The organism is Micromonospora sp. NPDC048170 (assembly GCF_040652795.1).
In the GTDB taxonomy this organism is placed as follows: Bacteria; Actinomycetota; Actinomycetes; order Mycobacteriales; family Micromonosporaceae; genus Micromonospora.
The window spans coordinates 1-25,321 of the sequence record NZ_JBEZMR010000047.1; the positions used below are offsets into that span (position 1 = coordinate 1).

Here is a 25,321-nt window from a genome sequence, read left to right on the forward strand (position 1 = left end):
AGACCATGCCCGCCGCCGACCTCATCGCGCACCTGCACCCGCACGACCAGCCCAGCCGGGAGCACACCCTGGCCGCCGTGGCCCAGATCCGCGAGTTGGCCCGCTACCTGGCCACCGTGACCGACCACCCGCAGGACGTGTCCAAGGCGCTGCCGGCGCCGAACGTGGTCAGCGACGTCTGTCTCATCCTGCGCGACGCGATGCCCAACCTCGCCGAGCTGTTCCAAGCGCTGGGCGCCCGCACCGAGCAGTTCGCCGACAGCCCTCGGCTGTATTCCTACGCGGAAGACGACGGCGACGCGCCGCCCGGTAGCGCCGCCCACTACGTCACCCAGGCCGCGACGAAGCTGCTTGCCGTCGCCTCGACCGTCAACACGCTGCGGACCACCCTGGACACCGCAGGCGAGGCCGGCACCATGTTCAACCTGCGAACCGGTGCCTGAGCGGACACCTCGCCGGGTTGCTCCACGCGCGGGTCGGGACCATCCGAACTGGCCCCGACCCGCGCACCCCGATCATCTCCGACCACCCGGGAGGCCGCACCGCATGACCACCGACAAGCCAATGATCAGGGTGCGGATCGTCGCCGACGACGTCGACCAGGCCAACGCCGCGGCGTTGGCCATCGGCCAGGCCCTCACCATCACTCGGGAGAGCTCACCGCGGCCGCGCCGATCCGGTGACGGCGTCACCGTCTACCTGGACGCCGAGCTGCCGCCAGCCGACCGTGGCGCTCTCGATAGCGCCGAACAACGCGATCGGAGGATCCGGTGACCGTGCTGTCCGGCGAACTGCTGCCCGCCGTCGCGGCCCCCCATGGTGGGGCCCCCACCGTGGGGGCCGCCGCCGGCGGCGGTGAACTCGAGGAGCTGCTGCGCGAGTGGCTCATCGGGTACGCCTCCCCACACACCCGGGCCGCCTACCAGCGGGACCTGCGGCACTGGCTGACGTTCCTGGCCGCCTCCGACGTCGACCCGCTCACCGAGGCCCGCCGTGTGCACACCCACGCGTGGCTGCGCGCCCAGGAGGCCTCCGGCGGCGCGTCGGCGGCGACCCGGGCCCGCCGCCTCGCCGCCGTCAGCGCGTTCTACTCGTGGTTGATCGCCGAGGACCGCACCGACCGGGCCAACCCCGCCGCCATCAACCCCAAGCAGAAACCCAAGACCGACCAGAAGCGCTCCAAGACCCCCGGGCTGTCTCGCGCCCAGGCCGAGGCGCTGCTCGCCACCGCCGACGCCGACACCGGCCCCCAGGCCGCCCGCACCGCCACGGTCGTCGCCCTACTGCTCTACACCGGGCTGCGCGTCGGCGAGCTCGTCGGCGCCGACGTCGAGCAGCTCGACCACAACCGCAACCACCGCGTCCTGCGGTTCGTAGCCAAAGGGGGCGGGGAGCACCTGGTGGCGCTGCCGGCCCCGGTCACCCGCCGCCTGGACACCTACCTCGCCGGCCGCGCCGACCTCGCGGCCGCCGGGCTGCCGGTACCGGCGGGGCAGGCCGGCGTTCGGCCGCGCCGGCCGCTGGTGGCCACCGCCAGCGGCGCCCGCCTCGACCGGGGCGCGGTGTGGCGGCTGCTGCGCCGCCTCGCCACCACCGCCGGCATCCCCGTCAAGATGAGCCCGCACGTGCTGCGGCACACCTGCGCCACCCTCGCCCGCGACGCCGGCGCCCGCCTGGAGGACGTCCAGGAGCAACTCGGGCACGCCGACGCCCGCACCACCCGCCGCTACGACCACGGCGGCCAGCGCCTCGACCGGGCCCCCGCCTACACCCTCGCCGCGTACCTCACCGTCGACGACGGCGACGATTCGACGGAATCAGCCGAGGGGGCGGCGGCATGACCACCAAGGCCCGCACCTCGCCGGCGGCGGTGGCCGCCTGGACGGAACTCAACGACCGTCAGCAGGGCACCCTGCGCGCCATCTACGACATCGACCAGCAGAAAGAAGCGAGCCGGCGCCGCGACGCGGCCCGGGGAATGTTCGACGGCACCCCGGCGGTCGAGTGGCGGCGTATCGACTTCGCCCACGATCCCTCCGACCGGAGGGCTTTCGGCGTCACCGACCTGCAGGCACGCCTGGACATGCACGGGTGGGACAACCAAGGCAACGGCTCCACGATGGCGGCCCTGGCCAGCCGGGGGCTGATCACCCGCAACATCCGAGGCACCGCGTTCGGGGTGATGCACACCGTGGCGTTGACCCGGGCCGGCCGGGCCGCCGCCCGCGCCGGCACCTCCCTGGACACCGGCACGAAACCGAAGGTCGGACTCAGTGAGCGCGCGTGGGAGGTCCTGGCCCTGCTGTGGGCGGTCGACCAGCGCGGCCAACCACTCACCTGGGGCTACTCGAAGACGATCGAGCACGTGCTGATCGACCGGCACATACCGCCGCTGGCCGAGAGGTGCGCGGACGGCTACCGCATCACCGACCGGGGCCGCGACTTCTACCGCAACCAGCACGCCGCACACACCGCCGCCTATCCAACCGTCACCGCCCGGCACCCCGACGGCGCCGACGCCGAGCCGTGGCCCGCACGAGCCGACGAGCTGCTCGGCCAGCACCGCACGTTCTACCGCGCGCTGGTCACCGCGTGGAGCACCGCACGCGCCATGCAGCTCGCGGCCGAGAGCGAAGCGAACATCGAACCGCCGACGCCCGCCGCCGTCCTGCCCGCCACGGTGACCAAACAGGCCGCCAAAGTGCACCAGCTGTGGCAGAAGACCGCCCGCCAGCGCGCCACCCTCGCCACCACACACGTCACCGACCTGGCCGAACGCGCCGAGCGGGCCGCCCGCACCTACGCCGCCGCCGCGCTGAGCGTGTTCCACGCCGCCACCACCAAGGCCGACCCACTCAACGGCCTCCAGCCGCCGAACGACGCCGACACCTGGGACGAGCCACCCCTGCCACTACGCGGCGAGACCGGCATCCACGCCATCGACGCCGAGGTGCGGAAACTGCACGCCGCCGCCGTGGGCGCCCCCCTGAAACGACGCGGCCCCGCCCCGAAATGCCGACCCGCCCGCACCCGCCAGCCTGAGCAACCACCACCGCCCGGCGCCGCCCTGGCAGCACTCGCCGACTACCTACACAACCACACCCACGGCGGCACGCTGCTGCGCCGCCTGCACCACTGACCCGGCCAAGCCCGCCACGGCGGCCCCAACGCGCCAACCCACAAGACGCGCCAACCTCGACGCCCCCGGGGGCAAGGTCACCTTGCCCCCGGCGGTGCCGTCACCATCGACGGCCTCGATCGATGATCACGGCGAGGGGATGCGCCGCCGACGAAGAGTGCCCTCCCCCGTGTGGCACCCGTCGACGGCGCGGCAGGGGGCCGGCGCCACAGGGGTGGGGCGCCGGCCCCGCACCACAATCCCGACGCTGCTGGGGACAGCGGCTCAGTTTCGATACTCGACCCCTTGGTTGACCAGGGCGGGACACACGGCGCATGGCATGCGGCAGGTTGGCCACCGTGAACGGGTGGTGGAGTCGCGTAGCCGGGGGTGGCTGGGTTAGACGGATCGGCGCTTCTGGTGGGCCTCGATCTGCCGGCGCAGCTTGTGCATTCGCCGGCCAAGGGCAGCGAGTTCTCGGGTGATACGCCTGGACCTGGTTCGTAGTTCCTCCAGTTCGCGGTCCGCCGCGGGGGTCGGGGTGGCAGCGGGCGCGCTGGTGGGCATCGGTGCGTTCCGGCCGCTGGTGAGCCGTTGCTGCTCAGCGTCGACCATGCGGGAAACGGCCCTGGTTGCCGCGTAGCCGGTCGATGACCGGCAGGAGGTCTGGCCGCGCGTAGGCGTTATCGTCCCGGCCGGCTGTCCATCCTCGGCCGGCGTTACCTAGCCCGTTGTCGCTGGGCAGCTCGCCGCGCTGGTCCTCGCCCGCCGCCACAGCCCTCGCGCTCCCCCGGTAGGACGTGCGGCCGGCACCCGTCACTCCCCGGGTGCCGGCCGTGCTGCCCTTCGACGGTGTGGTGCGGTAGAGGTGACACCTAGCCGTCGATGGCGCGCACCCTTCGCCGTGTCCACCGATCGGCGCTACCAACGGGTAACGGGTTGACGGCGGACGAATGCAAACGGTTGCGGTCCCGGGGCCACCGTCCCTGACGAACGTGGTGTCGAAACAGTTGCCGATCACGTGCCCAACGCACCGGAGCTCGAAAACATGATGTCCAAGGACGACTGGTAACCGCTCCCGGCCGCCCTTGTCAGCGCAATGTCGAAGATCACCGCACACCCTTACCGACATCCCCGGCAGCCGGGAAGAGTTGCCACGCCGCCCGGCCCCGCCCGTAGGGCCAACTACAGGGCCAGCTGGTAGGCGCAGGTGCTTCACGAGGCTCGGATGGCCGCTCGATCCTCGTGGAGCACCCCGCCGCCGGCCGAGCGAGGGCAGGCACCCGCTGTTCATGGGACCGCGCTCACCAGAGGGATCTAACGAGGGTTCCAACGAGGAATCCAACGACGGGGACCGCTCGCCTGAACCCTCACCCGTGTTCAAGCCACCTCCCCTGGTGGCAGACGGTGAAGCGGCCGGCGTACCGGGGCCGACTGATAAGAGGTATCCCACCTACCGCCCACCAGCGCGCGCGAACCTGTGCCCGAACGGCGAGGGCAAGACCGCCTGCCCCGGCCGGTGTCCGGCCGGGACCGGCCGGAAACCTGCAGATCCGGCAGGTCGCGAGCCTTCGGAATCCAGATCCCCGGGTCGGGACGGGAACGGGTCGGGTCGGGAACCGACGTTTCGGTACGCCTGCTTGCAACACCGCCCGTTGCCGTGCATGCTCAGCCCGCACGACCCTGCGCGACCTGGCAGCCAGCCGGACACCGCCGCACGCGACCCGACAGCCAGCCGGACACCGCGACCGCTCGACGCCAGCGACCTGGCCGCCAGCCGGACCACGCTCCCCACCACCGCCGCCGGGTTCCGGGCCCGCCGCCGGTCACTCAGCAGCAGGGAGGGACACCGTTGGCCAGCGCCGCGTCCTTCCTCGACGACCTGGACCAAGACCCGCGCCAGACCTGCGTCAGACCTGTGGTCGGACCTAGATCCGGACCCAGGTCTGACGCAGGTCCGGACTCAGGTCCAGGTCCAGGTCGTGGGTGCGAACTCGACCAGGTCAAGCGCACGGGTCTGTCCGCAGACCCGCGCCCAGACCTGCGTCGGGATTCAGGTCCCGGGGTCTCCCGGGACGGGACGGGGCGGGACGCGCGTAGGTCCGCACCCAGGTCTCACCACCCGGCCGCCTCCCAGCACCAGGCGGCCGTTCCCGGCGATCCGGCACCCAGCCGGACCACGCCGCACCGCGACCCCGCCGCCAGCGGGACACCGCACGAGCAGCCCACCCTCACCCAGGACCAGCGACTGGCCAATCCGTCCAATCACCTGGCTACCGGATCCGGATCCCCGGGACGGGACGGGCAGGGCAACCCTGTCCGCCCCGCCCATGGCCCTGCCGTGGCCGCGCGCCGATCAGCGACGAACCACCGACCGATCACCGACGAAACAGCGACCGATCACCAACACGAACAAAAACCAGTCGTTGATCGGATCAGTGTTCGAACACTGATCCGATCACCGGTTCGTTGGCGATCCGAACGACGATCTGACGCCATCAGTGCGCCCTGCGTACCGCCGATCACCGACGGCGGTGATGCCAACCAGCGCGGGGAAGGGTCCGGGTTGGGTCGGGGCCGCGCGGTTGTTGGTGATCGGCCGCCAACGGCGCCCGGCAGGCTGGCCGCCAGCCCTCGGCGCGGGCACCCGCCGGTGATCCACCAGCCTCGGCGGGTAGGGGCGGGTCGGATCTCTGCCGGTAAAGGGCCGCGAAACGCGCGGGTAGGGCAGCTCACGCGCTGACGAGTTTCCACACTCGCCGTACCCGGTGGCCTGCGTTTTTCGGCGACGGCTGAACCAACGACCCCGAACCCAGGCGACAGAAAACTCTCCCCGGGGCCACGAGGGACACCGGGATCGACCGTGAGGATCAGCCGATGATCGGTACGGTCACGCCCGGGATCACCAGGGGCACAGGCGGACCTGACCCCGGCTCGGTTCGTTGAGCAGTCCATGACGGATCAGTCGCACCACCTGGTGGCCAACCCGCAGCGGTACTTCGAGGCGTTGGGGCGGGTCATGTCCTCTCTGCGGGACACCTGCGCGCTCAACGGCGCTACCAACCTCGACTGGTGGCAAGGCAAGGGTGGGCGAACATGGGAGATCGAGTGGCAGGGCGGCCCGTTCCCGGCCGAGGTCGCCGCGAAGCTGCTGGGCGTACCGGAACCCGGCGCTGCCGACGGCGCGATCGAGACGGCTGTGCAGGACCTGATCGCCCCGGGTCCGGACAACTCCGGCCGCGCGCATCTGGTCGTGCTCGACGTGCCGGTGAACCTGCGCGCCATCGACCCGATCGGCGCCAGCCAGGTCTGGGCGACGCTCACGCGGTGACGACCAGGAGGCCGCTCAGTCGGGCAGCCGCGCGTCGGGTTCCTGGTCGCCCCGGCCGGTCGTAGGTGTTGGTAACGGCGAGCCGGTGCCGGCCGGGGTGCCCCCGGGGTGATGTCCGTGGGGAACATGGTGGGAGACCCCAGGAGTGCCAGCCCCCTTTTTCTCCCCCCGAAGCCGCACGGCCCCACCGAACTGGTCACCACGACACGGGACCCGACCACGGCGATCAGGCTCACGATCGGCCAGGTGACACGGGCGCGGATCAGCCAGGGCATCGAGCCGGCCGGGCTGGGGAACGTGCGAACCCACAAGACCTGCGAACCGGGGCGGGGGAGCCCGGATCAGGGGCCGGCGGTCGGGCGGCACCGTCGACGGTAGTCACGCGCGCCGAATCTCAGAATGACACCGCGAGGGGTGCCCTGAACTGCGCCGGAACCGCAACTCGGCCTGCCATGCGGTCGAGGTGGTGTCGGGTGTGAACGTGCAGACGACAAAACGCGCGCGCGAAGCGGTGGGGGCGGCAGCTGGCCGCGCGGACCAGCCACCCTCACATCCGTTCCCAGAATCCTCACCTCGTGGTGACAGCGGCGAGTCTCAGTCCAGGCCCGCGCGGCGCCGGTACCACAAGCCGGCCAGGAACGCCGCCAGCACGCCGCACACGGCCGAGCCGACTCCACCGGCGAGCCGCACCGCACCGGATCCGGTCCAGGAGGCGAGCAGCGCCAACGTGGCCACTACCGCGCACACCACGGCGGTCGCCATCATCCGCCGCCCCGTTGCCGCCGTTGTCGCCTGGGTGGTCTGTCGTGGCACCAGCAGCGCCCGCTCGTCGAGCGGGTCCGGTTCGACCTGGTAGCCGGCTCGCTCCAGAATCGCCCGGTAACGGGCCGTAGTCTCCGGCACGCCGACGGTGTCGCAGTAGGTGACGATGAACGGCTCTGGCCCGTCCTGGCTGGCGTTGGCGCCCTCGACCGCGAAGCCGTCCAGGTGCCGCTCGTCGAAATCCCGCAGCCCGGCTTGGCGCAGCACCTTACGCAGCTTCTCCGCGTCGCGGTCACGTGACGACCACAGCGGCCGCCCGCCCCGGCCGTAGCCGTACCGCGGGTGCTCGGCATCCGTGGCGGTCACCGAGAACCGCCCGGGTGTCGGTCAGGGGCCGCCGATACGCGAGTTCCGCGAGCCGCCCACGCCCACGCGCACGAACGCGACCCGGATCCGGGCGCACCTCGGTCGATCATCGCCCACCGCCGGTGGGCGCCGTGCCGATCTGGTCATCGAGGACGATGGCAGGGATGGCGACGCCAGGTTCACCCGCGTCGTACTGCTTGAGGACGTCGCGGATCTCGACGTACAGCCTTGTGGCGATCGCCCGAGACTCCGCCGTGTAGTGACCTCGCATGAACGGGATGTCGGCGACGATGGCCAGCGCTTCAATGGCTATGGCCAGTTGAGGCCCGGACAGCCGCACCTCAACCATCGAATCCTGGCGGTCTGACATCGGCGCCGGGTCAGGAGACCTCCAGTGATCACGGCGGGAGGCGTGACGCTCGACGAACTGCCAGGTGTCGTCGTGACACTGCACCACCGCGACGGAGAGCCCCGCAGCGGTCTCCATCAGCGCGGCATGGTTGGCCCAACGATGCAGTTCGAGTTCCTTGACGGCACGGCGCTTTCGCAGCGAGTCCAGAAGTCCCATGGGCATGCATGATGCCCGATGCGCTGCGTGCGGGGAAAGGCGCTGTGCGTTGTGCAGCGGAGGGTTGGTTGTCCGCTTGGTGCCCTGTCATCGGTTGCCGTTTGCTTCGGACCCGAACGGCAACCCTGACCGCTCTCACACCGCAGGTCGCGCCGCCTGTGACAGATTCGGCTCGACAGGCGACTGACACTGTCTGTGTCACCGGTGGTGGCCAGAGGCAGCGAGATCGCGGGAGGCAGCGCCGTCGTGTCGGATCGGGCGTTCGTGCAGCGGCTACGGACCTCCGGCGGCCCGTCACACGACCTGCTGGTCCTGCTCAACGATCATCGGATCTTGACCACCGACCAGCTGGCCCGGGCCACCGCCGCACCGGTCCGTACGGTCCGCCACCGCCTGGACCGACTCCGTGCCGCCGGCCTGGTCGACGCGGTCCGCCCGGGCCGGGAAGCGGGGTCCGCGCCCCGGCACTGGTGGCTTCGCGTCGCCGGCGCCCGCCTCGTGGCCGGCACGGCGGCCGCACCAGGCCGGCAGCACCCGTCCGGACTGCACGTGGCCCACGCGGCCGCGATCGGCGAGACGTGGCTCGCGGTCCGCGACCACGGCCCCGCCGCAGGCCTGCGACTGCGGCAGTGGTGGTCGGACCGGGCCGGCTGGCAGCAATGGCAGTCCACCCGGCCGGGTCACGGTACCCGACAGCGGCGGCTGACCCCCGACGCGATGCTGCTCGTCGACGTCGCGCACGCCGACGTCGCCGGCGAGGCCGCCGCGTTCGTGGAGGTCGACCTCGCCACCATGACCCAGGCCGTGCTGCGGCAGAAAGTCGACCGCTACCTCGCCTACACCGAAGCCAGGGCGTGGGAAGGCCGGTGGCCGCACTGCCCGCCGCTGCTGCTGCTGACCACCACGCAGGCCCGCGCCGCCACCTTCCTCGCCGCCGCCGACAAGCAGCTCGCCGCCGCCAGCCGCGGCAACCTCGTCCACGGCGGGCAGGCCGGACGCGACATCGCCGACGCCCGCACCCTCGTCATCGCCGCCTGCGGCCTCGTACGCGACCCCGCCGCCGCGGTGGTCGACCAGCCGGTGTGGCAACTCTCCGGCGCCACCGTCACCCACGTCAGCCTGCCGCGGCTGCTCGCCGGGCGGATCGCCGCGCAGGCCCGCGCCCAACACCACCTGGACCAGGCCGACGACGACACCGCCCGCCACGACCGCGTCGAGCGGCTCCGCGAGGTCCACGACGCCGTCGAGCAGGTTGCCCGACTCCTGGGTGCCGCCGCCGGCGACATGCTCACCCACTGGTACCCGGCCGACCTGCCCGCGCTGGCCGACGACGACCCGCAGCTCGTCGACGCGCTCCTGCACTGGTGGGCCGACCCCGACGACCCCGACCGGGCCGGCCCGGCCCGCCAGATGCTGACCGACCGGCACACCACCACCTGGCACCGGCAGGCCGAGCAGCTGCTCGCCGCCGCCCACCACGACCACCCCCGGCTGCGTGCCGCTGCCGCCACCCTGGCCACCGGTCGGCTCCTGCGCGGCTACGACGTCGACCAGCTCCACCAGCCACCCCAGGCCACCTGGACGCAGATCCAGCAGACGGCACTCGAGGACTACCGGGCCCACCGCGACGACCAGGTCGCCGCCGTCTGGGCCAGGACCAGTTGGCGGGCCCGCCGCCACACCAGCCCCACCCAGCTCGGCGACGACCACGACCGCGAACATTTGCTCGTCTGCGACACCTGCGCGATCACCTACCCCCGGCCCGACCCGACCGGCCCCGACTGGCACGCCGGCGAGCACTGCCCGCACTGCCACACCGGCACGCCACTGCCCTACCGCCAACGCGACCAGGTGCCCACCCTCACCGAACGACTCGCCACCATCCGCACCCGCCTCGCCCCACCGCACTGACCACGAGTACGGCCGGTGCTCCGGGGCAGGCTGGGACGGCGTACCCGCCGGTTTTTGCGAGCCAGTCAGCGGGAGACCCCACACACCGCTCCCGACTTTTCTCCCCGACCACCCGCCACACCGCCGAACTGATCACCCTGATCCCTCGCCGGATCACCGCGATCACCACCCTGATCGCGACCCGATCACCACCGCGATCCGCGACCACACCCAGGCATCACCGGCCAGACGGACCAGCTCGTCGACGAGCCAGCCGCCCCGGGCATGACGTCTTAGAGGGGACACACCCCCTTGCATTCTCGGGCCGCCGCAACGTCAGTGACGCGACCGCAGCCCCGCCCCGCCGTGCGCGCGTGACGCCGGCAGGAACCGCTCGGTCAACCGGAACTCGGTGTTGCCGGACCCGTCGGGATGCTCGTACGGCAACCGCACGAACAGGCCGTCCTCGTTCTCGCCGAGACTCCCAGGCACCTCGTCGTCGCCGTACAACTCGCCCAGCAACCCCACCTGGTCCTCGTCGATCGTCACCGTGCCGTCGCCGTTGTCGACGGCCACGCTCTCACCGAGGGTGTTGTCGGCGTCCGCGAACCACGCCGCGTTCGCGGCACCCACGTCCGCGACGAAGTCACTGATGTAGAACGACATGCCGGATCTCCCAGTGGTCCAAGCCGCGCCAACGAGCGCGGCGAGCTGCGTCACCAGATGAAACCCACCAGGCGCGCAGCAAGATATGCGCGGCTGGCCGCCAAACACAGGAACCGACCGTTGCCGGGAAGGGGCAGGCGGCGCGGGCCTGAACTTCAAGTGCGCGCTCGTCGACGTGCCGAAGAAGTTGTCGACCAGCCATACCGGGGCGTTGCCAGCGTCCTGACGTGCCGCCGCACGCCGGCAGGCGAGGTGGACTTTCGGAAGCGCCCAGGGCCACGACCGAGGAACCACCCAAGGCAGATCGCGGGGAACCACCCAGGGCCCTCGACCGGAGGCGTTGCCACCCCGGTCGACGTCCTGGCCCCGCCGGAGCAAGTTGGAGAAGAAGAGGCTCTTGTCGCCGGGCACGGCCCCGACGTCGACGTCGTCGACGCCCGGCGCTGCCGGAGCAAGTTGGAAAAAAAGGCAGACTTTTGGCCGGCGCAGGGCCGTGTCGGACGCTCAACGGTGCCGGCCGCCGTCGTGTGTCCGGCGTCCGCCGCCCCGCCCCTTCGGGACGGGCCACCGTAGTTCACGTTGTGGGGGTGACAGACCGACCGGGCATGCTGGCCGATGTGAGTTCTGTTCAACGTCCTGCGGTGGTGGTGAGTTCTGGCCGCACGGGGAAGAAGGCGCTGCGGGCGGTGGCGGGTGTGCCCGAGCTGCTGGCCATGTGGGCGCGTGATCTCAACCCGGGCCTCGATCCCGCGACCGTTTCGATCCGCTCACGTACGCGAGTCTGGTGGCGCTGCTCGGCGGGGCACGTCTGGCATGCGATGGTGTCGAGCAAGGCCGCCGCGCCCGGTCGGTGCGGCCAGTGCCCTCGTGTCCGCCATCCCGGTCTCAGTGTCGGTCGACCCGATCTGTTGGCCGAGTGGGCAGCTGACCTGAACCCCGGACTCGACCCGGCACAGCTGCGATGCGGGTCGACGACGAGGGTGTGGTGGCGGTGCCAGGCTGGCCACGTGTGGGACGCCAAGGTCGAGGTACGGGCGCTACGCGGACGTGGCTGTCCGACCTGTGCGGGGGGACGCCGGCCGGCACCGCGGCTGCCACAGGCCGCGCCGATGCTGATGCCGCAGTGGGCGGTGGACCTCAACGGAGGCTTGGACCCGAGGACGCTTTCCGCCCGGTCGAACCGAGCGGTGTGGTGGCGGTGCGCGCGGGAGCACACGTGGCAGCAGAAGGTCGCTGATCGGACTAGGGGCCGTGGCTGCCCCGCCTGCTACGCCACGCGTGGGGGCCGCGAGGGCGAGGTACTTGTCGCCGTGGCAGCAGCCACCGGACTGCGCTACAGCGGGCATCCATCGGTGGCACCGCCGGTGCGCGGAATGCGCGACCTGGTCGACGCCGAGGAGCGCATCGTCGTCGAGTACGACGAGTTGGCGCACCGCTCGCGGATCGACCAGGACCGGCGGTTGACCGAACAGATGGAAGCAGCCGGATACCTGGTGATCCGGATCCGTGAACAGGGCCTCCCATTCGCAGGCGGTCTCACCGTGACGGTGAGTGCGCAGGACAGCCCCAAGGCGATCGGCCGGCGTGTCGCGGCTGCCCTGGACGCTGCCGGCCGATACCTGCCGCCGACCGCTACCGTGCCCATCTTCGTGCCTCGGCAGACTCCACCGCCCGTGCGGCAGCGAGCGGTGTACGCCCCGAGACCACACCAGGCCGCTGAGCTGTCGACCCCGGCTGGCCGGCCGCCGACGTCGAAGCGGGACCGGATCGAATCGGGCCTGGTGGTGCTGCTGTCACAGGGAGTACCGCTTTCCAGCCCCCGGTTGGGCGGTCTCCTGGCGTCGCTCACCGGTGCGTCGGAGTCCTACGCCAAGCAGATCCTGCGCGATGCCAGACGCAAAGCTGCGGTCCAATGACTGCCAACACCGAACGCGAGATCGAGACGCCGTGCGGGTGGTGCGGCAACGCCATCGTTCAGCCCACCACCGGCCGGCGCAGACGCTACTGCGACCGGTCCTGCCGGCAACGCGCCTACGAGCTGCGTACCGCCCAGCGTCGCCACCAGGCCGACGTCGACACCGGCCGGATCCGCAGCGTGCCCGCCCCACGGGTCATCGAGCGGGCCGTGCAGCCACGCCACCCGACGACCGTCGCGCAGTGGGAGTACACCCTGACCGACCTCGCCGAGCAGCTGCGCGCCGGCCGCCACGCGTGGGAACGGCACCGCATCCGCGCTGCGCTCAACACCGCGCTCGCAGCCCTCGGCGACCCGGTGCCGGCGGCGCCGAGGACGCCGGCAACGGCAGCCGCGGTGATGCTCGACGACGCCCTGGCGGCCGCTGTGGCCGCCGTCGTCGCCTGCACGGACCTGGACGGCATCGACACCACCCTGACCCGCCTGCAGGCCCGCACAGGCCATCCCACGCCCCTGCTCCGCGACGCCCTGCGCCACCTCACCATCTCTCGCTACGCCGTGCTGCGCCGCCACGGTGTACCCGTCGACGACGTCGACGAGCTCGCCGAGCACGCCCGCTTCCACCTCGCCATCCAGGCGCTTGAGGACCAACGTTCGGGAAAGTCACGCTAAGCCGACGACGACTGATCCGCGCCGCCGTCGGGTCGCTGCGCCCGGTACAGCGTGGAGCGGCCCACGCCCCAGTGCGCGGCGATGGCGGTCACGGACTCGCCACACGGTGGGGGGCGGTGGTCGCGCCGAGCATGGTTCCGGAAACGTCCCACAACCTCCTTCCGGGACCCACTTCAACCCGAACCAAGATCACCCTTAGCGTGGCTTTCCCGAACGTTGGTCATCACGGGCCGGGCCCAGCTCACCGACACGACACTGCCCCGGCTAGCCGAGCGCACCGGCCACCCCGTGGCGGTGATCCGCGACGCCTTGGACCACCTCGCCGACCGTCAGCTAGCCGTGCTGTACCGGCACGGCGTGATCGTCGATGAGGCCGTCGCGCTGGCCGAGCACGCTCGTTTCCAGCTGCGCGTCGCGTCTGTCCCACGCCGGCTGTCCGGGCCTGCTGGCCAGTAGGTGAGGCACCCGGCACCGCGCTTCGATCCACTGACGGGACACCGGGCAGATCCATCCGGCGACCAGCAGCGCCGTCGTCCGCAGCTCGTCGATCGGCCGGTTGAACATCGGCTCGTTGTGCGCCATCCGGTTGCGGGCCAGGTGAAGGTCACGGACCGCGTCGCTGACGTCGCGGCGCATACCGCGCCCCCGCAACTGCGGGAACGCCTGGCGGAGGCAATCGAGCCACAGGGTGCGCTCGTACCGGCTGGCCACCAGGTAGCGCCAGAAGCCGAGCGTGAGCTCGGCGACCACCCTGCCAGGAGCCTCGGTGCGGCCGTCACGAGTCGCGCGGCGGCGCGCGGTGGCCACGTCACGAGCCGCGTCCACGGTCAGCAGGTCACCGGGGTCCAGGTACCAGCGCGGCTCGCCGTGGCAAGCGGTCGACCATACGGTCAGCGCGTCGTGCATGGCGTTGCGGAGCAGCACCTCCAGATGGCCCAACGTGGTGCCCAGCGCCCCGGAAACCTCGGCGTTCCACTCGTAGAGCGCCACAGCGGCGGCAAGATCCCCACCGCACGCCGCCCGGTACGGTCCCAGCCGCTCGGCCGACAACCGCCGCTCCAGGACCATCAACTCAGCCGGTCCCACCACAGCCCACCCTTATTCCGCACCGCAGCGACAGACGCGCTATGCTAGCTGCGAAGACCCCGGTCGCCCCTACCCCTTGCGGGTATGCCGCCGGGGTTTTGACTTTCCCGGGCCAGGGCGGCTGGTCCGAGGTCACCCGGCCCGGCTCCGGGCCGGGTGACCTCGCCCGCGCTTACTTCTTTCGGATGTAGCCGTGTCGGCTCAGCCATTCAGTGAGTGCGGTTTCGACGATCTCTTGCGGTCCCAGTCCGCTCTGATCCACTGCATGAGTCAAGGCGTCGTCTACTTCGCTTTGGATCCGTACGGACAGGGCTACGCGCTCAGGGCCGCGAGGGCGCCCACGTCGACGGCCGGGGCGCTCTTTTCTGCTGGCGGAAATGCTGGCTTCTTCGCTAGCCCTGCTGCTCGCGACACTGCCGGCTCCTGGGCGAGCGCTGCTTGCACTGCCGCTGGCACGCACACTGGCGGCCTTGCTTGCAGTACCGCTGTCACGCGCGCTGGCGACCTTGCTTGCAGTGCTGCTGTCACCCGCGCTGGCGGCCTTGCTTGCTGATCGCCTTGCATCAGAGACAGCAGTAAAGCTGGCGCTGTTGCCATCGTGATTGCTGGCGTCATCGCTAGCCTTCTGGCTAGCGGAAATGCTGTCTAGTGCGCCTGCCTTCTGGCTGGCGGATTCGCTTTCTGTCTTGCCATCTTTGATGCCAGCTTCAACGCTTGCGTTGTTGCTGGTTGATTGGCTGGCGTTGCTGCTTGTGGGCGTGCTGGCGGTGGTGACAGCGGTTTCGGCGGGGTCTCGTTCCGCGTCACCGGCGCGCTGGAGGGCTCGCCCACGTGCTTGTCCCAGCAGTTTGCTCATGGGTCAGGCCACCTCCGCGACGCAGTTGAGGGTCCGGCAGTATGCGCGTTCGAGCAGCGTGGCTTCTGCGGTGCCCGCCGCCGTGAACGGCACGCGGGCACTGCGGGACTCCTGCCGGATGACGTACTTCGGGACGGCGGTGTCCAGGAGCCGCGGGCCGTCAGGTGAGTGCGGCGGGTACTCCTGGGCGAGCTTCTCGTCGAAGGTCTCGGCGAGGCCGCTGCGGCGGCGGTCCACGATGTTGCGAAGGACGCCGACGACAACCAGCGGCGCCAGCCCGTGATTCATCCGGGCGCGTCGCAGCGAGATCAGGCCGTCGTGGACGCCGATGTAGCCATCCTCATCGAGAGTCGCCGGCAGAAGCGCGTGCGTGGCGGTGAGCGCGGCCGCGGTCATCAACTTGCCGCCGGGCCGAGGCGGCACATCGATCAGCACCAGGTCGTAGTTCTCGGCAACCCCGTCGAGCGACAGCCGTAGCCGCTGCTCCATGCCGGAGGTGTTGTCGAACTCCCGGTTACCGAGCGCGCGTTCGGCAGCGAGCACATGCACGTTGTCCGGCCAGCCCTCGCCAGCGGGCAGGATGGCGTCCGCAGCCAATCCGCGCGGATCAACAGGATTCGGGTCGCTCGCGTCGATGTAGAGCAGGTCGTTGATCGAGTACTCCGGCTTTTCCACGCCCAGCTCGCTGGTGGCGGTGGCGCGCGGGTCGAGGTCGATGACCAGCACCCGCAGCCCGTTCTTGGCACCCACTGCTGCGAGGCCATTGGTGAGGCCGGTCTTCCCGACGCCGCCCTTCTCGCTGAAGATCGCGAGGATCACGGGACCGCCGCGTGTCGGCTTCCACCGCAGTTCGACCTCGGTATCGCTGAGGCCGCGCAGCAGCTCGTAGACGTCCACCTCGCACCCACCCTTCATCCTGGTTGTTGGACGACAGCATTTCCGCTGGCAGGAGAGCAGGCAAGCATGCGTGCCGAAAACCACGACGCGTTACCGGCGGCCGAGCTGATCGCGGCCACCGCGGCCGCCGTTCCGGCCGTACAGCGGCAGCTCCACGCCGAGCTGCTCGCCACCGACGAGCCGGTCTGACTCCCTCACAAACCAGCGCGGCGCCCAGCGTCACGCTGGGGGCCGCGCTGGTTGCTCGCAGGTGCAGGCACGATCGACGTTACGCGGCGGCGGCATCCGATCCGATACGGCTCCGCCGTCTCCTACACCTGTGGGGGACCATCCGCCTCGCGTATGCGGCGCGTCCAGCAGAGCGCGGACACTAGCCGCTGATCAGCCCAAACACCGCCGTCGCGTCGTCGCTGCACTTGTTGCGAGGCCATCGAATCCCCTGCGGGTCGCTCCGCTCGGCAGCTCGTACCTGCCGGATCAGCTCAGTGGCACCAGCCGCCTGCATCAGCTCCAGGGCACCGCCCCAGTCGTACAGGCCGAAGGCGGCAACTGCCCGTGCTGCTCCGTCCGAGAGCACCGCGAAGCGTCGCAGTTGGTCCAGGTGTGTCTGGCCTGTCAGGGCGTGGTCAACGGCGGCTGGGTTGGTCTCGGCAACCCAGTAGCCACCTGGTCGATTGCGGGCCGCCAACTCCTGCTGCTTCATGCGCAACAGCGCCTCCGACTTCGCCGGGGCCCCGATGGGGTGCCGGTCAGCCTCAGCTCGCTCAGCAGATGCCGTCCGACTCACGCGCTCATCCGTGATGACTCGCACCTGATCGCCGGTATCCAGCGCCACGGAAACATCGCCCAGCACGAGGTGCTCGACGACGTCACCCCTGATCCGGAGCGCACCAACCGCAGCTGACGGCGTGCCCGGATGACTCAGGTCGCACTCCGGATGCAACCCCGCGACGTACGGGATCGAGGCCGCAACGGAGGCTGCGAGGCTCGACTGGCTCGCCCGATCAACGATCGCCCGGCCCAGCTCGCCGACGAACCACGCAACTCCGTGGACGCACCCGGTATCCGTTCGCGCGGTCGCGCCGTCGAGCACGAGCACCAGGTCCTGGCTGACATGGACCCAGTCCTCGTTGTCCTTCGCGGCGTTGCCCTGCTCGATTGCGGCGATCAATTCCATGATCATGCGTCAGTTACCCGCATGACGACTACAGTCGCGTCGTCATGACGCTTGCCCCGCCAGCGCTGCGGCTCCAGATCGCTTCGCTCAGCCTCTCGTACCGCACGGATAAGCGACTCGGGCCCAGCCGAGCCATGTAGGGCCAGGACGTCTTTCCAGCTCCACTCGTAGCGCTCTGTGAGACGGGAGATGCCGTCAGAGCACAGCAGGACTTGGGTTGCCGCCGGGCTCCCAGGCAGCATGCCCACCAGCGCATGTTCAGCCACATCAGGCGACGAGGCCAACACCCAGAAACCGCCCGGCTTGTTGCGAACGGTGGCGACGTAGGCCGGTGAGTAGGTGCGCACCTGGCCCTCGACGATCGGCGCATTGTGCAGGTGGTCGACCCGATCGTCGATGACGCTCGTGCACCCCTTGGGGCCTTGGTCGATGACTACTGCGCAGTCTCCGACCACCAGCCAGTCGATTCGGTCCTCACGGACCCGGACGATCGCTCCCGCTGCTCCGGGGGAGAGCGGGTCGCTAAGGTCGCAGGTTGAGCCATGATCAGCCATGGTGGCCTCTACGGCAGACCGAACGATCGTGGTAAGTGGCTGCTTGGGCTGCTGGCTTAGACAGCTGGTGAGGTGGAGACCGAGTCGGGCTACGACCCACGTGACCGGGTGGATGCAGCCGCCTGACTCTCCGGGGTACCGGCCAGCGCCGTCCAAGACCAAGGCCCATCCATCGCCGACGGCGAAGAGGTCTTCGTTGGTGCTGTCGGGCGCCGCTGTAGTGGCGGCCGTGTAGGTGATGTGCACGTGCCGCCTTAGTCAGGAATCTTGAACCGGTACGACATCTCGACCATATCGCCGGCGATGACGGCGAGCATGACTTCGACAGGGCGGCCGGTGACGTCGTAGGTGGTGCGGGTCAGGTCCACGACCGGAGTTCCCGCTGGCAGACGCAGCGCAGCACTCTCTGGGCCGGTGGGCATGCGGACCGCCCACTCCTCTGCGATCTCGTCCAGCTCGTAGCCCGCGTCCTCCAGCCGCGCGAAGCTGCCGCCGGGGCCGGTGTCTTCGTCCTGGATCTGCGTGCCCTTAACCACGCCGAGCTCGAAGTAGGAGTCGGCGAGCTGATTGGGCCTGTCGTCAACGAGGGTGGTGCGCCGTCTCACCCAGACCGGGGTGCCCGTCGGGATTTTGAAACGTTCGGCGACCACAGCGGGTGCTGGCGTCTCAGCAAGCTCACGCAGCATCTGACCAGCGGTATGTCCTTGAGCCGTTGCCTCGGCAGTCAGGATTGCCTGCCCTGACCTCCAGCGACTCTTGGCGTACCTGTCGATGCCGTGCCGACGGGCAGACGGGCGTTCCCGGACGAAGGTGCCCTTGCCCTGAACGGTGATGACCAGCCCTTGCTGCTTCAGCAGGTCGATCGCTTTGCGTGCCACAGCAAGGCTGACGAGGTTGTCTGCCGCCAGCTCATCAAGCGTGGGCAACCGGTCTCCCGGGCTGTGGACGCCCGTTTCGATCTTCAGCCGAATGTCGTCAGCGACGCGGACTTGTAGCGGTCGAGCGTCTGTGGGGCCCGTACTCATGGGCACAGACTAGACCGTCTGAAGGTCTGCATACAGAAAAGCTTGACCGGTGACCGATCGGCGACTTAACGTTGTCCGCACGTTGATAGGTCTGCATACAGACCTTGGACCTTTCTTTGGTCGCTGTGGTGACCAAAGAGAAAAGGCCCCGGCGGGATTGGGCCCCGCCGAGGCTGCGGCATCACACCCCAAGGAGGCTCAGATGCCAGCAATGAGGGTACGTGCTGCCCGGAGAAATCCGGAGCAGACCCTACCTCGATCGATGGCCGGCGACGTGTCTGTGCTGGTGGCGCGGGCGCAGTCCGGTGACGCGGAAGCGTTCGGTCTGGTCTACGACCGGTACGTCGATCAGGTGTTCCGGTTCATCTACCGGCGCGTGATGGACCGCCAGGTGGCCGAGGACCTGACCTCGGAGACGTGGCTGCGGGCCCTGCGTAACCTGCCGGCGTTCCGCCGGCCGGGCGGCGACTTCGGCGCGTGGGTCACCACGATCGCCCGAAACCTGACCGCCAACCACATGCTGTCGCACCAGCGGCGCGAGCGGCCGGTGGCGGAGCTGCGCGACGCGGCCCCGGTCGAGCAGGCCCCGAACCCGGAGGCCGCCGCGATGGCGACCCTGACCCGCGAGACGGTCCTGGCCGGGATCGAGCAGCTCAACCCGGACCACCGGCGGTGCATCACGCTGCGGTACCTGCGGGAGCTGTCGATCGAGGAGACCGCCCAGGCGTTGGGCAAGACCCCGGCGGTGGTCAAGTCGATGCAGCACAAGGCTCTGAAGGCGCTGCGCGGGCTGCTGCCGGTGACGGCGGTGATGCCGGCATGACCACCATGACCCCGCCGCTGAACAGCGCCACCCGGGCCGCCGCTGTGCGGGCTGCTCAGGGACAGCCGGCTCCCGCGCAGCAGATGCCGATGGGCATCCGAGTTACCAAGACCTCCACCGCGCAGGCCCCGGCCGCCTCGGAGAACACCTCGGCCACGCCGGCGACCCCTCGGGGCGTGGAGGACGTGCTGCGCCTCGCCGCCGACAGCAGCGCCGCGCGGACCCGCCACCTCGCCGAGCGGATCGGCCGCCTGGTGCAGGAGCTGACCGAGCGGGTCGAGGCGGAGGAGACGACGCGCCAGGAGCGCGAGGCCGCCGAGAAGCGGCGCCGCGAACTGGCCGAGGCCGCCGAGAAGCTGGCGAGCCAGCTCGCCGAGGTGCGCCAGGAACTGCGGGCGACCGGCCGCCGCGAGCCTGCGGCATCGCCGAAGCGCAACCGCCGTGAGGGCGCCGACGAGCGGGCGGCGATGCGCCAGTGGGCCGTGGCCAACGGCTACGACGTCCAGAACCGGGGCCGGATCTCGCGCGAGATCCGCGAGGCGTACGCCGCCGCGACCGCGTCGGAGGTGGACCAGTGAGGGCGTTGAAGATGTTGGTCCCGGCCGTCGCCGCGTTGTCGCTGGCGGGGCACGTGTGGGCCGCGCAGGTGGCCCGCGCCCAGCGGTCCCGGCTGGCGCAGGCCCGCCGGGCCGCGACTACGGACCCGCTGACCGGCCTGGCGAACCGGGCGGGCCTGTCGGCCACGCTCGACGACCTGGACGGCGAGTCCTACGACTTGGCCCTGGTGGACCTGGACAAGTTCAAGCCGGTCAACGACACCTGGGGCCATGCCGCTGGTGATCGGCTGCTGGTGGAGATCGCCCGCCGGCTACAGGCGTCGCTGGAGGACGTCGAGGACGCCGTGGTGGCCCGCATCGGCGGTGACGAGTTCGTGCTCGTGTCGCCGTCGTCGGTGCCGCTGGCGCACTACCTGGCTGCGGGGGTCATCAGCGCCCTGCGCGAGCCCATCGAGGTTGTCGACGGCATCACCGTGTCGGTGACGGCCAGCGTCGGCGCGATTCACGCGGCGGCCAACGAGGACCGGGGCCGGGTGATGGCGGCGGCTGACGCCGCCGCGTACGAGGCCAAGCTGCGCGGTGGTGACGGCTTGGTCGAGCACAACTCCCTGTCCGCGCTGCCGGAGGTGGAACAGCGTCCGTTGCTGCGGCTGCGGGAGATGGCCGCCCTGACGAACGCGCTGGGGGTGGCGGCATGACGGCCCCGACCAAGGCGCTGGACCTGGCCGACGCGCTGGCCAACTACCGGACCAGCCTGCGTAATGCGTCGGACGTCGAGCTGGAGCACCGGGCGGCGTCGGTCGCGGCGCTGCCGGGTGCGGTCGCCGACGAGCTGCGCCAGGCGATCAGCGACGAGCGTGAGTCCCGCCGGCTCGCTGACCGGCCGACGTCGGCGCGGATGCCGAAGGTCGCTGCCGGTGCGGCGGTCGCGGCCCCGATCGCGGTGGTCGCGGGCCGGCTGCTGACCGAGCACGCCGAGCAGGTGCCGCAGGCCCTGCTCTACTCTCCGGCTGTCGCGGTCGGCCTGGTCGGCGCGGTGGTCGGTGGCGTCCGGCTGGGGCGGTGGCTCGATGAGCGCCGTTACGGCCTGGCCAGCAACGTCGACGAGGCCGACCTCGACCCTCTCGGTCTGGAACTGCTCGCGCAGGTCCGGGTCCGCCGCGCGGTTGGTGGTGAAAGCTGATGCCGACCCTTCGGATTCCGACGCTGGCGGGTGTCAGCATCCGCGCGACCGGCCGGTCGAACATCAGCAGTGATCGGCGCGGCACGGTGGTGTCGTACACCGGCCGTCTGATCCTCAACGGCCGTGAGGTGCTCTCGCCGGAGCAGGTTCGCGCCGAGTGGGCCGCGCGGGGCGAGACGGCCCTGCGGGAGGCGGACCGCACCGAGCACAGCGACCCGTCCGGGCACGCCTGGGCCAAGGGCGTCTGCGCGGCCTACGCGACGGCGGTGCAGATCCTTGACGCCTGGTTCGGCCAGTTCGGGCCGGCGGGGCTGCCGCTGACCGACATCGTCGCGGGCATCAAGGTGGCCCGCTCGGCGGTGTTCGACCAGGCGCCGGCCGACGTCGACGACCTGGGGCGGCTGAGCATCTCGGCGGCGACGTCGATGCTGCTCACGCTGGCCGGGGAGCTGGCCATGACGGCCTCCTACGAGTGGGAGGTGTCGCGGTGAGCCGGATTCGTGCCGCGTTCTACGACCCGGAGGGCACCCGCTACGGCATCCCCACCTTCTGGTGGCGGGGTGCGCCGGCCGGCTACGCCACCGTGCGGCAGCTGCGGGCGCAGGGTCTGCGTCCGGGTGGCCAGGAGCCGGCGGCGCAGATCCTCTGGCGCGGGGTGGGCGGCGAGCGCGTGGCCTACCTCTACAAGGTCGACCAGGCGGCCAAGAAGCGCACGGCCACGCCGGCGCAGCTCGCCGCGATCGGCAAGGCACTGACCGCCCGCCGCACCTGCCCGACCTGCCAGGTGGTGCGGCCCTACTACATCCCGCGCTCCCTCGGGGAGTGCCTGGAGTGCGCCGAGCCGGCGATGGGAGTGACCCGATGAGCACGATGGTGATGCACCCGGTCGGCGGGTACACGCGTCGCGGTGGCCTGTTGGTGCCGGCGGATGTGGTGGTGCCGATCCGCCCGGACGTGAGCGTGCCGGCGCCGGCCGCCGTGGTGGATGCCGAGGTTGAGGGCCGTCCGGACGACTTGGACGACCTGGTCGACGTTGTCAGCGGCGACCCCGACCGCGAGGACCAGGACCACGAGGACGACCGCGAGGACCAGGACCACGAGGACCGTGAGGACGACGACCGCGAGGGCCAGGAGGACGGGGGCCGCGCCGGTGGGCGGGGCTGGCGTCGCTCGCCGGTCGACGTCGACGAGTTGGCCGACCGGTTGTCGCGGGAGCGGGACCTGGCTGATGTGCGGCGTGAGGACGAGTTGGCGCGGCGTGCGGCGGCCAGCGAACACGAGATCGCGTTGGCTGACGTGCGTGGTGACGCGGCTGCGGCGGCGCGGCGTCAGCGGGAGCGGATCCGCGACGGGAAGGCGACCGCCGAGCTGGCCGAGCTGTACCGGCGGGCGGCGCGGCAGGGCACCCAGGCCCGGATCCGGGCGGACATCCAGCGCAGCGCGGAGATGCGGGCGCTGCGGGTGGCGAAGGTTCAGAAGGGCGCCCTGTGGGTGGGGCTGCCGATCCTGATCGGGTTTGCCGGCTGGTCGACCCCGGGTGTGCAGGCGGGCATGGTGCGGCTGTTGGGCCTGGAGCCCGGCTCGCCGGGTGCGGTGGCGGCGTGGGTTGTCGAGCCGCTGCTGATCGCGGTGGTGGCCTGCCTGATCGTGGTGCGGGCGGTGCTGCGCATGTCCGGGGGTGACACCGACTGGCGGGCGAAACTCGCCGAGGCTCTCGGTCTGGGCTTCTCGATCGCGCTGAACCTGCTCGGTGGCTGGAACCACACGGCCGCCGGGTGGGCCGATGCGTTGGGTGGGGCGCTGGGGCACTCGGTGGGTGCGCTCGGCGCGGCCGGCACGGCCTGGCTGATCGGTGTGGTCATCGACTACGCGACCAAGGCGACGCCGTGGGAGGAGGCTCCGCGGCTGGCCTCGATGGACCTGCGGATGCCGGGCGTGGATGGCCGTCCGGATGCCATCAACCTGCCCGGACATGGCGGCGCGACGGTGTCGGAGGGTGGCCTTCCGGACGACGTCCGGACGTTGCTGGCCGACGTGCGGGCCGCGATCGGTCGGGGCGAGTTGACGGCCCAGCCGTCGGGTTACGCGATCTACAAGCGTGTGATGGGCGGCCGCGGCGACAAGGGCCGCGCCTACCGGGTCGCGGAGTTGGTCGCCGGCGAGGTGCCGCTGCGGGTGGCCCGGTAGGGCACAGCCCAACCCCCTGTCCACGGCCTCATAACAGCTCATAACTCGGGGCCTTGAGCAGCCAAAACGTGTGATCGGGAGAGACGTGATGCAGACGGAGACGATGACGGTGGCCCCGACGATCGAGGGTGAGGCGACCGAGACGACGCTGCCGGCGCCGGACCTGTCGGTGCTGACTGAGCAGCAGCCGGTGGAGCCGGTGAAGGAGGAGAAGGCCAGCCCGCAGGAGTTGGCGGAGACGTCGCCGGCGTCGGTGGGCCTGGTGGTGGCGCTGGTGGTGGTGTCGATCGTCGCCGCCGTGGTGGTGGCGATGTGGATGGTGTCGCCGCTGATGGCGCTGCTGCTGGGTGGCGGGCTGATCGTGGTCGCGGTGCTGGCCGGCGCTGGCTGGCTGGCCTGGCGCAAGTACACCCGCCGGAACAAGACCGGCAAGGACCGCCCGGGCCGCGACGGCGCCGGCCGGGGCGACCGGTCCGGCAAGTCGCCCAACGGCCGGGGCAAGGACAGCTGGTGGCCGTTCAACCGCAACAAGACCCCCGGCAAGACCCCCGGCGGCGGCAAAACCCCTGGTGGGGGCGGTAAGACCCCCGCCGCGAAGACCCCCAAGGGCTCGAAGACCCCCAAGGGCAGCCCGAAGTCCTCCGGCGACAAGTCCGGGGACAGCTGGTGGCCGTTCAGCCGCAACAAGACCCCCAAGGGTGGCCCGAAGACCCCCAAGGGCAGCTCGAAGGCCCCGGGCGACGGGAAGCCGACCGGCGACGGCAGGAAGAAGCCCAGCGACAAGTCCGGGGGCGGGTGGTGGCCGTTCGGCCGTGACAAGAAGACCCCTGGCGACACCAAGACCCCGAGCGGCAAGCCTGCGGCCAGCGCGAAGACCCCCAACAACGGCGCGAAGCCGACCGGCGACGGCGGGAAGAAGCCCAGCGACGCGGGACGCAAGGCCGCCAAGACGCTGGGTGGGACGGCGCTGCTGGGCCTGCTCGGCCTGGCCCGCGGCGCGAAGGACAAGGACAAGACCAAGGACGACAAGGCCTCGGCGGCGAAGGAGCAGAAGCCGAGCAAGGACGACCCGGCGACGTCGAGCCAGTCGCGGCCGGCGCCGGGTGGGCATCGGCCGGAGACGGTGATCGACGTCGACCTGGACGACATCACCGTGCCGGGTGGCCGGTCGAGCAGCTCGTCGAGCGGCCCGACGGCATCGGCGCACCGCACGGCGCGTACCGATCCCTTCTTTACCCCCGGTCCTACCGCTGGCAGCGAGTGGGTGGACCGGCCTGAACCGATGTCGCTGCACAGCACCGCGCACCACCACCAGACCCCTGTTTCCCACCTTGGAGGACCAGAGATGAGCACCATGACCGACATCGACCAGGACGCGATGCGGGTGGCGAACCGTTACGCCGAGATGGTCGAGAAGGCGCAGACGCTGACCGAGCGGGCGCGGGCCTGCCGCGACGCCGCTGACCAGTACCGGCGTGACGCCCGGGCCAACCAGGAGTCGGCCGAGAACCACAAGCAGGCGTCTCGCACGATCAAGGACCCCAACGTGGCCCACGGGCACGCCGTGGCGGCGCGGGACGCGGAGGCGGAGGCGGCGCGGGAGATCCTCGCGGCCCGCTTCTACGAGCAGCAGGCCGAGGAGTACGAGGCGCAGGCCCGCGCCATCGGCTGACCTGTTCGACCGCGCG

At 70.9% G+C, this 25,321-nt stretch carries 26 protein-coding genes and 1 pseudogene; 18 read left to right on the forward strand and 9 right to left on the reverse strand.

What is annotated here, in order from left to right; translation table 11 throughout:
* The 5 genes from AB0D32_RS31215 to AB0D32_RS31235 form a co-directional block, all read left to right on the forward strand.
* On the forward strand, positions 1-443 hold a 443-nt coding region (locus AB0D32_RS31215), incomplete at its 5' end, for a hypothetical protein (protein WP_357097968.1).
* Between the two features lie 103 nt (positions 444-546).
* The gene (locus AB0D32_RS31220; RefSeq protein ID WP_357097971.1) at positions 547-774 is read left to right on the forward strand and encodes a hypothetical protein; all 228 of its coding nucleotides are present in this window, start codon (positions 547-549) and stop codon (positions 772-774) included.
* Complete coding sequence (locus AB0D32_RS31225) at positions 771-1,841, forward strand: tyrosine-type recombinase/integrase (protein ID WP_357097974.1); 1,071 nt, start codon at positions 771-773, stop codon at positions 1,839-1,841. The genes AB0D32_RS31220 and AB0D32_RS31225 overlap by 4 nt, the downstream gene beginning before the upstream one ends.
* Positions 1,838-3,139, forward strand: a complete 1,302-nt coding sequence (locus AB0D32_RS31230; RefSeq protein ID WP_357097977.1) for a hypothetical protein — start codon at positions 1,838-1,840, stop codon at positions 3,137-3,139. The genes AB0D32_RS31225 and AB0D32_RS31230 overlap by 4 nt, the downstream gene beginning before the upstream one ends.
* A 2,932-nt stretch (positions 3,140-6,071) precedes the next feature.
* The gene (locus AB0D32_RS31235; RefSeq protein WP_357097980.1) at positions 6,072-6,449 is read left to right on the forward strand and encodes a hypothetical protein; all 378 of its coding nucleotides are present in this window, start codon (positions 6,072-6,074) and stop codon (positions 6,447-6,449) included.
* Between the two features lie 594 nt (positions 6,450-7,043).
* On the opposite strand, the gene AB0D32_RS31240 is transcribed toward AB0D32_RS31235, so the two are convergent.
* Together AB0D32_RS31240 and AB0D32_RS31245 are read right to left on the reverse strand one after the other, a co-directional pair.
* On the reverse strand, positions 7,044-7,577 hold the full coding sequence (locus tag AB0D32_RS31240; RefSeq protein WP_357097984.1) for a hypothetical protein: 534 nt from the start codon (positions 7,575-7,577) through the stop codon (positions 7,044-7,046).
* A gap of 106 nt (positions 7,578-7,683) precedes the next feature.
* A complete protein-coding gene (locus AB0D32_RS31245) occupies positions 7,684-8,145 on the reverse strand; it encodes a hypothetical protein (protein ID WP_357097987.1) in 462 nt (153 codons plus the stop codon).
* Between the two features lie 246 nt (positions 8,146-8,391).
* Here AB0D32_RS31245 and AB0D32_RS31250 point away from each other — a divergent pair, with 246 nt between their 5' ends.
* The gene (locus AB0D32_RS31250; protein ID WP_357097990.1) at positions 8,392-10,056 is read left to right on the forward strand and encodes a replication-relaxation family protein; all 1,665 of its coding nucleotides are present in this window, start codon (positions 8,392-8,394) and stop codon (positions 10,054-10,056) included.
* A gap of 315 nt (positions 10,057-10,371) precedes the next feature.
* On the opposite strand, the gene AB0D32_RS31255 is transcribed toward AB0D32_RS31250, so the two are convergent.
* Positions 10,372-10,701: a hypothetical protein gene (locus tag AB0D32_RS31255; RefSeq protein WP_357097993.1), complete on the reverse strand. Its 330-nt coding sequence runs from the start codon at positions 10,699-10,701 to the stop codon at positions 10,372-10,374.
* A 605-nt stretch (positions 10,702-11,306) separates the two neighbouring features.
* Here AB0D32_RS31255 and AB0D32_RS31260 point away from each other — a divergent pair.
* The 3 genes and pseudogenes from AB0D32_RS31260 to AB0D32_RS31270 form a co-directional block, all read left to right on the forward strand.
* Positions 11,307-11,753, forward strand: a pseudogene (locus tag AB0D32_RS31260) (zinc-ribbon domain-containing protein); the annotation flags it as partial.
* Positions 11,754-11,810: 57 nt separating this feature from the next.
* The gene (locus AB0D32_RS31265; protein ID WP_357098103.1) at positions 11,811-12,617 is read left to right on the forward strand and encodes a zinc-ribbon domain-containing protein; all 807 of its coding nucleotides are present in this window, start codon (positions 11,811-11,813) and stop codon (positions 12,615-12,617) included.
* Entirely contained in the window at positions 12,614-13,288 is a 675-nt protein-coding gene (locus AB0D32_RS31270) for a hypothetical protein (RefSeq protein WP_357097996.1), read from the forward strand. The genes AB0D32_RS31265 and AB0D32_RS31270 overlap by 4 nt, the downstream gene beginning before the upstream one ends.
* Before the next feature lie 333 nt (positions 13,289-13,621).
* Here AB0D32_RS31270 and AB0D32_RS31275 read toward each other — a convergent pair whose 3' ends face one another.
* The 3 genes from AB0D32_RS31275 to AB0D32_RS31285 all read right to left on the reverse strand — a co-directional run bounded on the left by AB0D32_RS31275 (position 13,622) and on the right by AB0D32_RS31285 (position 16,127).
* Positions 13,622-14,374: a hypothetical protein gene (locus tag AB0D32_RS31275; RefSeq protein WP_357097999.1), complete on the reverse strand. Its 753-nt coding sequence runs from the start codon at positions 14,372-14,374 to the stop codon at positions 13,622-13,624.
* Between the two features lie 172 nt (positions 14,375-14,546).
* Positions 14,547-15,230 (reverse strand): hypothetical protein, encoded by a 684-nt coding sequence (locus tag AB0D32_RS31280; RefSeq protein ID WP_357098002.1) that lies wholly within the window; start codon positions 15,228-15,230, stop codon positions 14,547-14,549.
* Between the two features lie 3 nt (positions 15,231-15,233).
* Entirely contained in the window at positions 15,234-16,127 is an 894-nt protein-coding gene (locus tag AB0D32_RS31285) for a ParA family protein (protein WP_357098005.1), read from the reverse strand.
* Between the two features lie 66 nt (positions 16,128-16,193).
* On the opposite strand from AB0D32_RS31285, the gene AB0D32_RS31290 reads away from it, so the two are divergent.
* Positions 16,194-16,316 (forward strand): hypothetical protein, encoded by a 123-nt coding sequence (locus tag AB0D32_RS31290; protein WP_357098008.1) that lies wholly within the window; start codon positions 16,194-16,196, stop codon positions 16,314-16,316.
* Between the two features lie 181 nt (positions 16,317-16,497).
* Here AB0D32_RS31290 and AB0D32_RS31295 read toward each other — a convergent pair whose 3' ends face one another.
* From AB0D32_RS31295 to AB0D32_RS31305, 3 genes are read right to left on the reverse strand one after another with little or no spacing between them, the layout of a single operon-like run.
* Positions 16,498-17,310 carry a hypothetical protein gene (locus tag AB0D32_RS31295; RefSeq protein WP_357098011.1) on the reverse strand — a complete coding sequence of 271 codons (813 nt, stop codon included), beginning with the start codon at positions 17,308-17,310 and terminating at the stop codon, positions 16,498-16,500.
* Entirely contained in the window at positions 17,307-18,104 is a 798-nt protein-coding gene (locus AB0D32_RS31300) for a protein phosphatase 2C domain-containing protein (RefSeq protein ID WP_357098014.1), read from the reverse strand. The genes AB0D32_RS31295 and AB0D32_RS31300 overlap by 4 nt, the downstream gene beginning before the upstream one ends.
* Before the next feature lie 8 nt (positions 18,105-18,112).
* A complete protein-coding gene (locus AB0D32_RS31305; RefSeq protein ID WP_357098018.1) occupies positions 18,113-18,883 on the reverse strand; it encodes a GntR family transcriptional regulator in 771 nt (256 codons plus the stop codon).
* 262 nt (positions 18,884-19,145) lie between these two features.
* Here AB0D32_RS31305 and AB0D32_RS31310 point away from each other — a divergent pair, with 262 nt between their 5' ends.
* The 8 genes from AB0D32_RS31310 (at position 19,146) to AB0D32_RS31345 (ending at position 25,305) form a co-directional block, all read left to right on the forward strand.
* Positions 19,146-19,706, forward strand: coding sequence for a sigma-70 family RNA polymerase sigma factor (locus AB0D32_RS31310; protein ID WP_357098021.1), 561 nt, complete (start codon positions 19,146-19,148; stop codon positions 19,704-19,706).
* Complete coding sequence (locus tag AB0D32_RS31315; protein WP_357098024.1) at positions 19,703-20,284, forward strand: histone-like nucleoid-structuring protein Lsr2; 582 nt, start codon at positions 19,703-19,705, stop codon at positions 20,282-20,284. The genes AB0D32_RS31310 and AB0D32_RS31315 overlap by 4 nt, the downstream gene beginning before the upstream one ends.
* Positions 20,281-20,961 carry a GGDEF domain-containing protein gene (locus AB0D32_RS31320; RefSeq protein ID WP_357098027.1) on the forward strand — a complete coding sequence of 227 codons (681 nt, stop codon included), beginning with the start codon at positions 20,281-20,283 and terminating at the stop codon, positions 20,959-20,961. The genes AB0D32_RS31315 and AB0D32_RS31320 overlap by 4 nt, the downstream gene beginning before the upstream one ends.
* Complete coding sequence (locus AB0D32_RS31325) at positions 20,958-21,446, forward strand: hypothetical protein (RefSeq protein WP_357098030.1); 489 nt, start codon at positions 20,958-20,960, stop codon at positions 21,444-21,446. The genes AB0D32_RS31320 and AB0D32_RS31325 overlap by 4 nt, the downstream gene beginning before the upstream one ends.
* On the forward strand, positions 21,446-21,937 hold the full coding sequence (locus AB0D32_RS31330; protein WP_357098033.1) for a hypothetical protein: 492 nt from the start codon (positions 21,446-21,448) through the stop codon (positions 21,935-21,937). Before AB0D32_RS31325 ends, AB0D32_RS31330 begins: the two co-directional genes overlap by 1 nt.
* The gene (locus AB0D32_RS31335) at positions 21,934-22,311 is read left to right on the forward strand and encodes an RRQRL motif-containing zinc-binding protein (protein WP_357098036.1); all 378 of its coding nucleotides are present in this window, start codon (positions 21,934-21,936) and stop codon (positions 22,309-22,311) included. The genes AB0D32_RS31330 and AB0D32_RS31335 overlap by 4 nt, the downstream gene beginning before the upstream one ends.
* On the forward strand, positions 22,308-23,633 hold the full coding sequence (locus AB0D32_RS31340) for a hypothetical protein (RefSeq protein WP_357098039.1): 1,326 nt from the start codon (positions 22,308-22,310) through the stop codon (positions 23,631-23,633). Before AB0D32_RS31335 ends, AB0D32_RS31340 begins: the two co-directional genes overlap by 4 nt.
* Before the next feature lie 88 nt (positions 23,634-23,721).
* Positions 23,722-25,305, forward strand: coding sequence for a hypothetical protein (locus tag AB0D32_RS31345; protein ID WP_357098042.1), 1,584 nt, complete (start codon positions 23,722-23,724; stop codon positions 25,303-25,305).
* Positions 25,306-25,321: the final 16 nt, after the last annotated feature.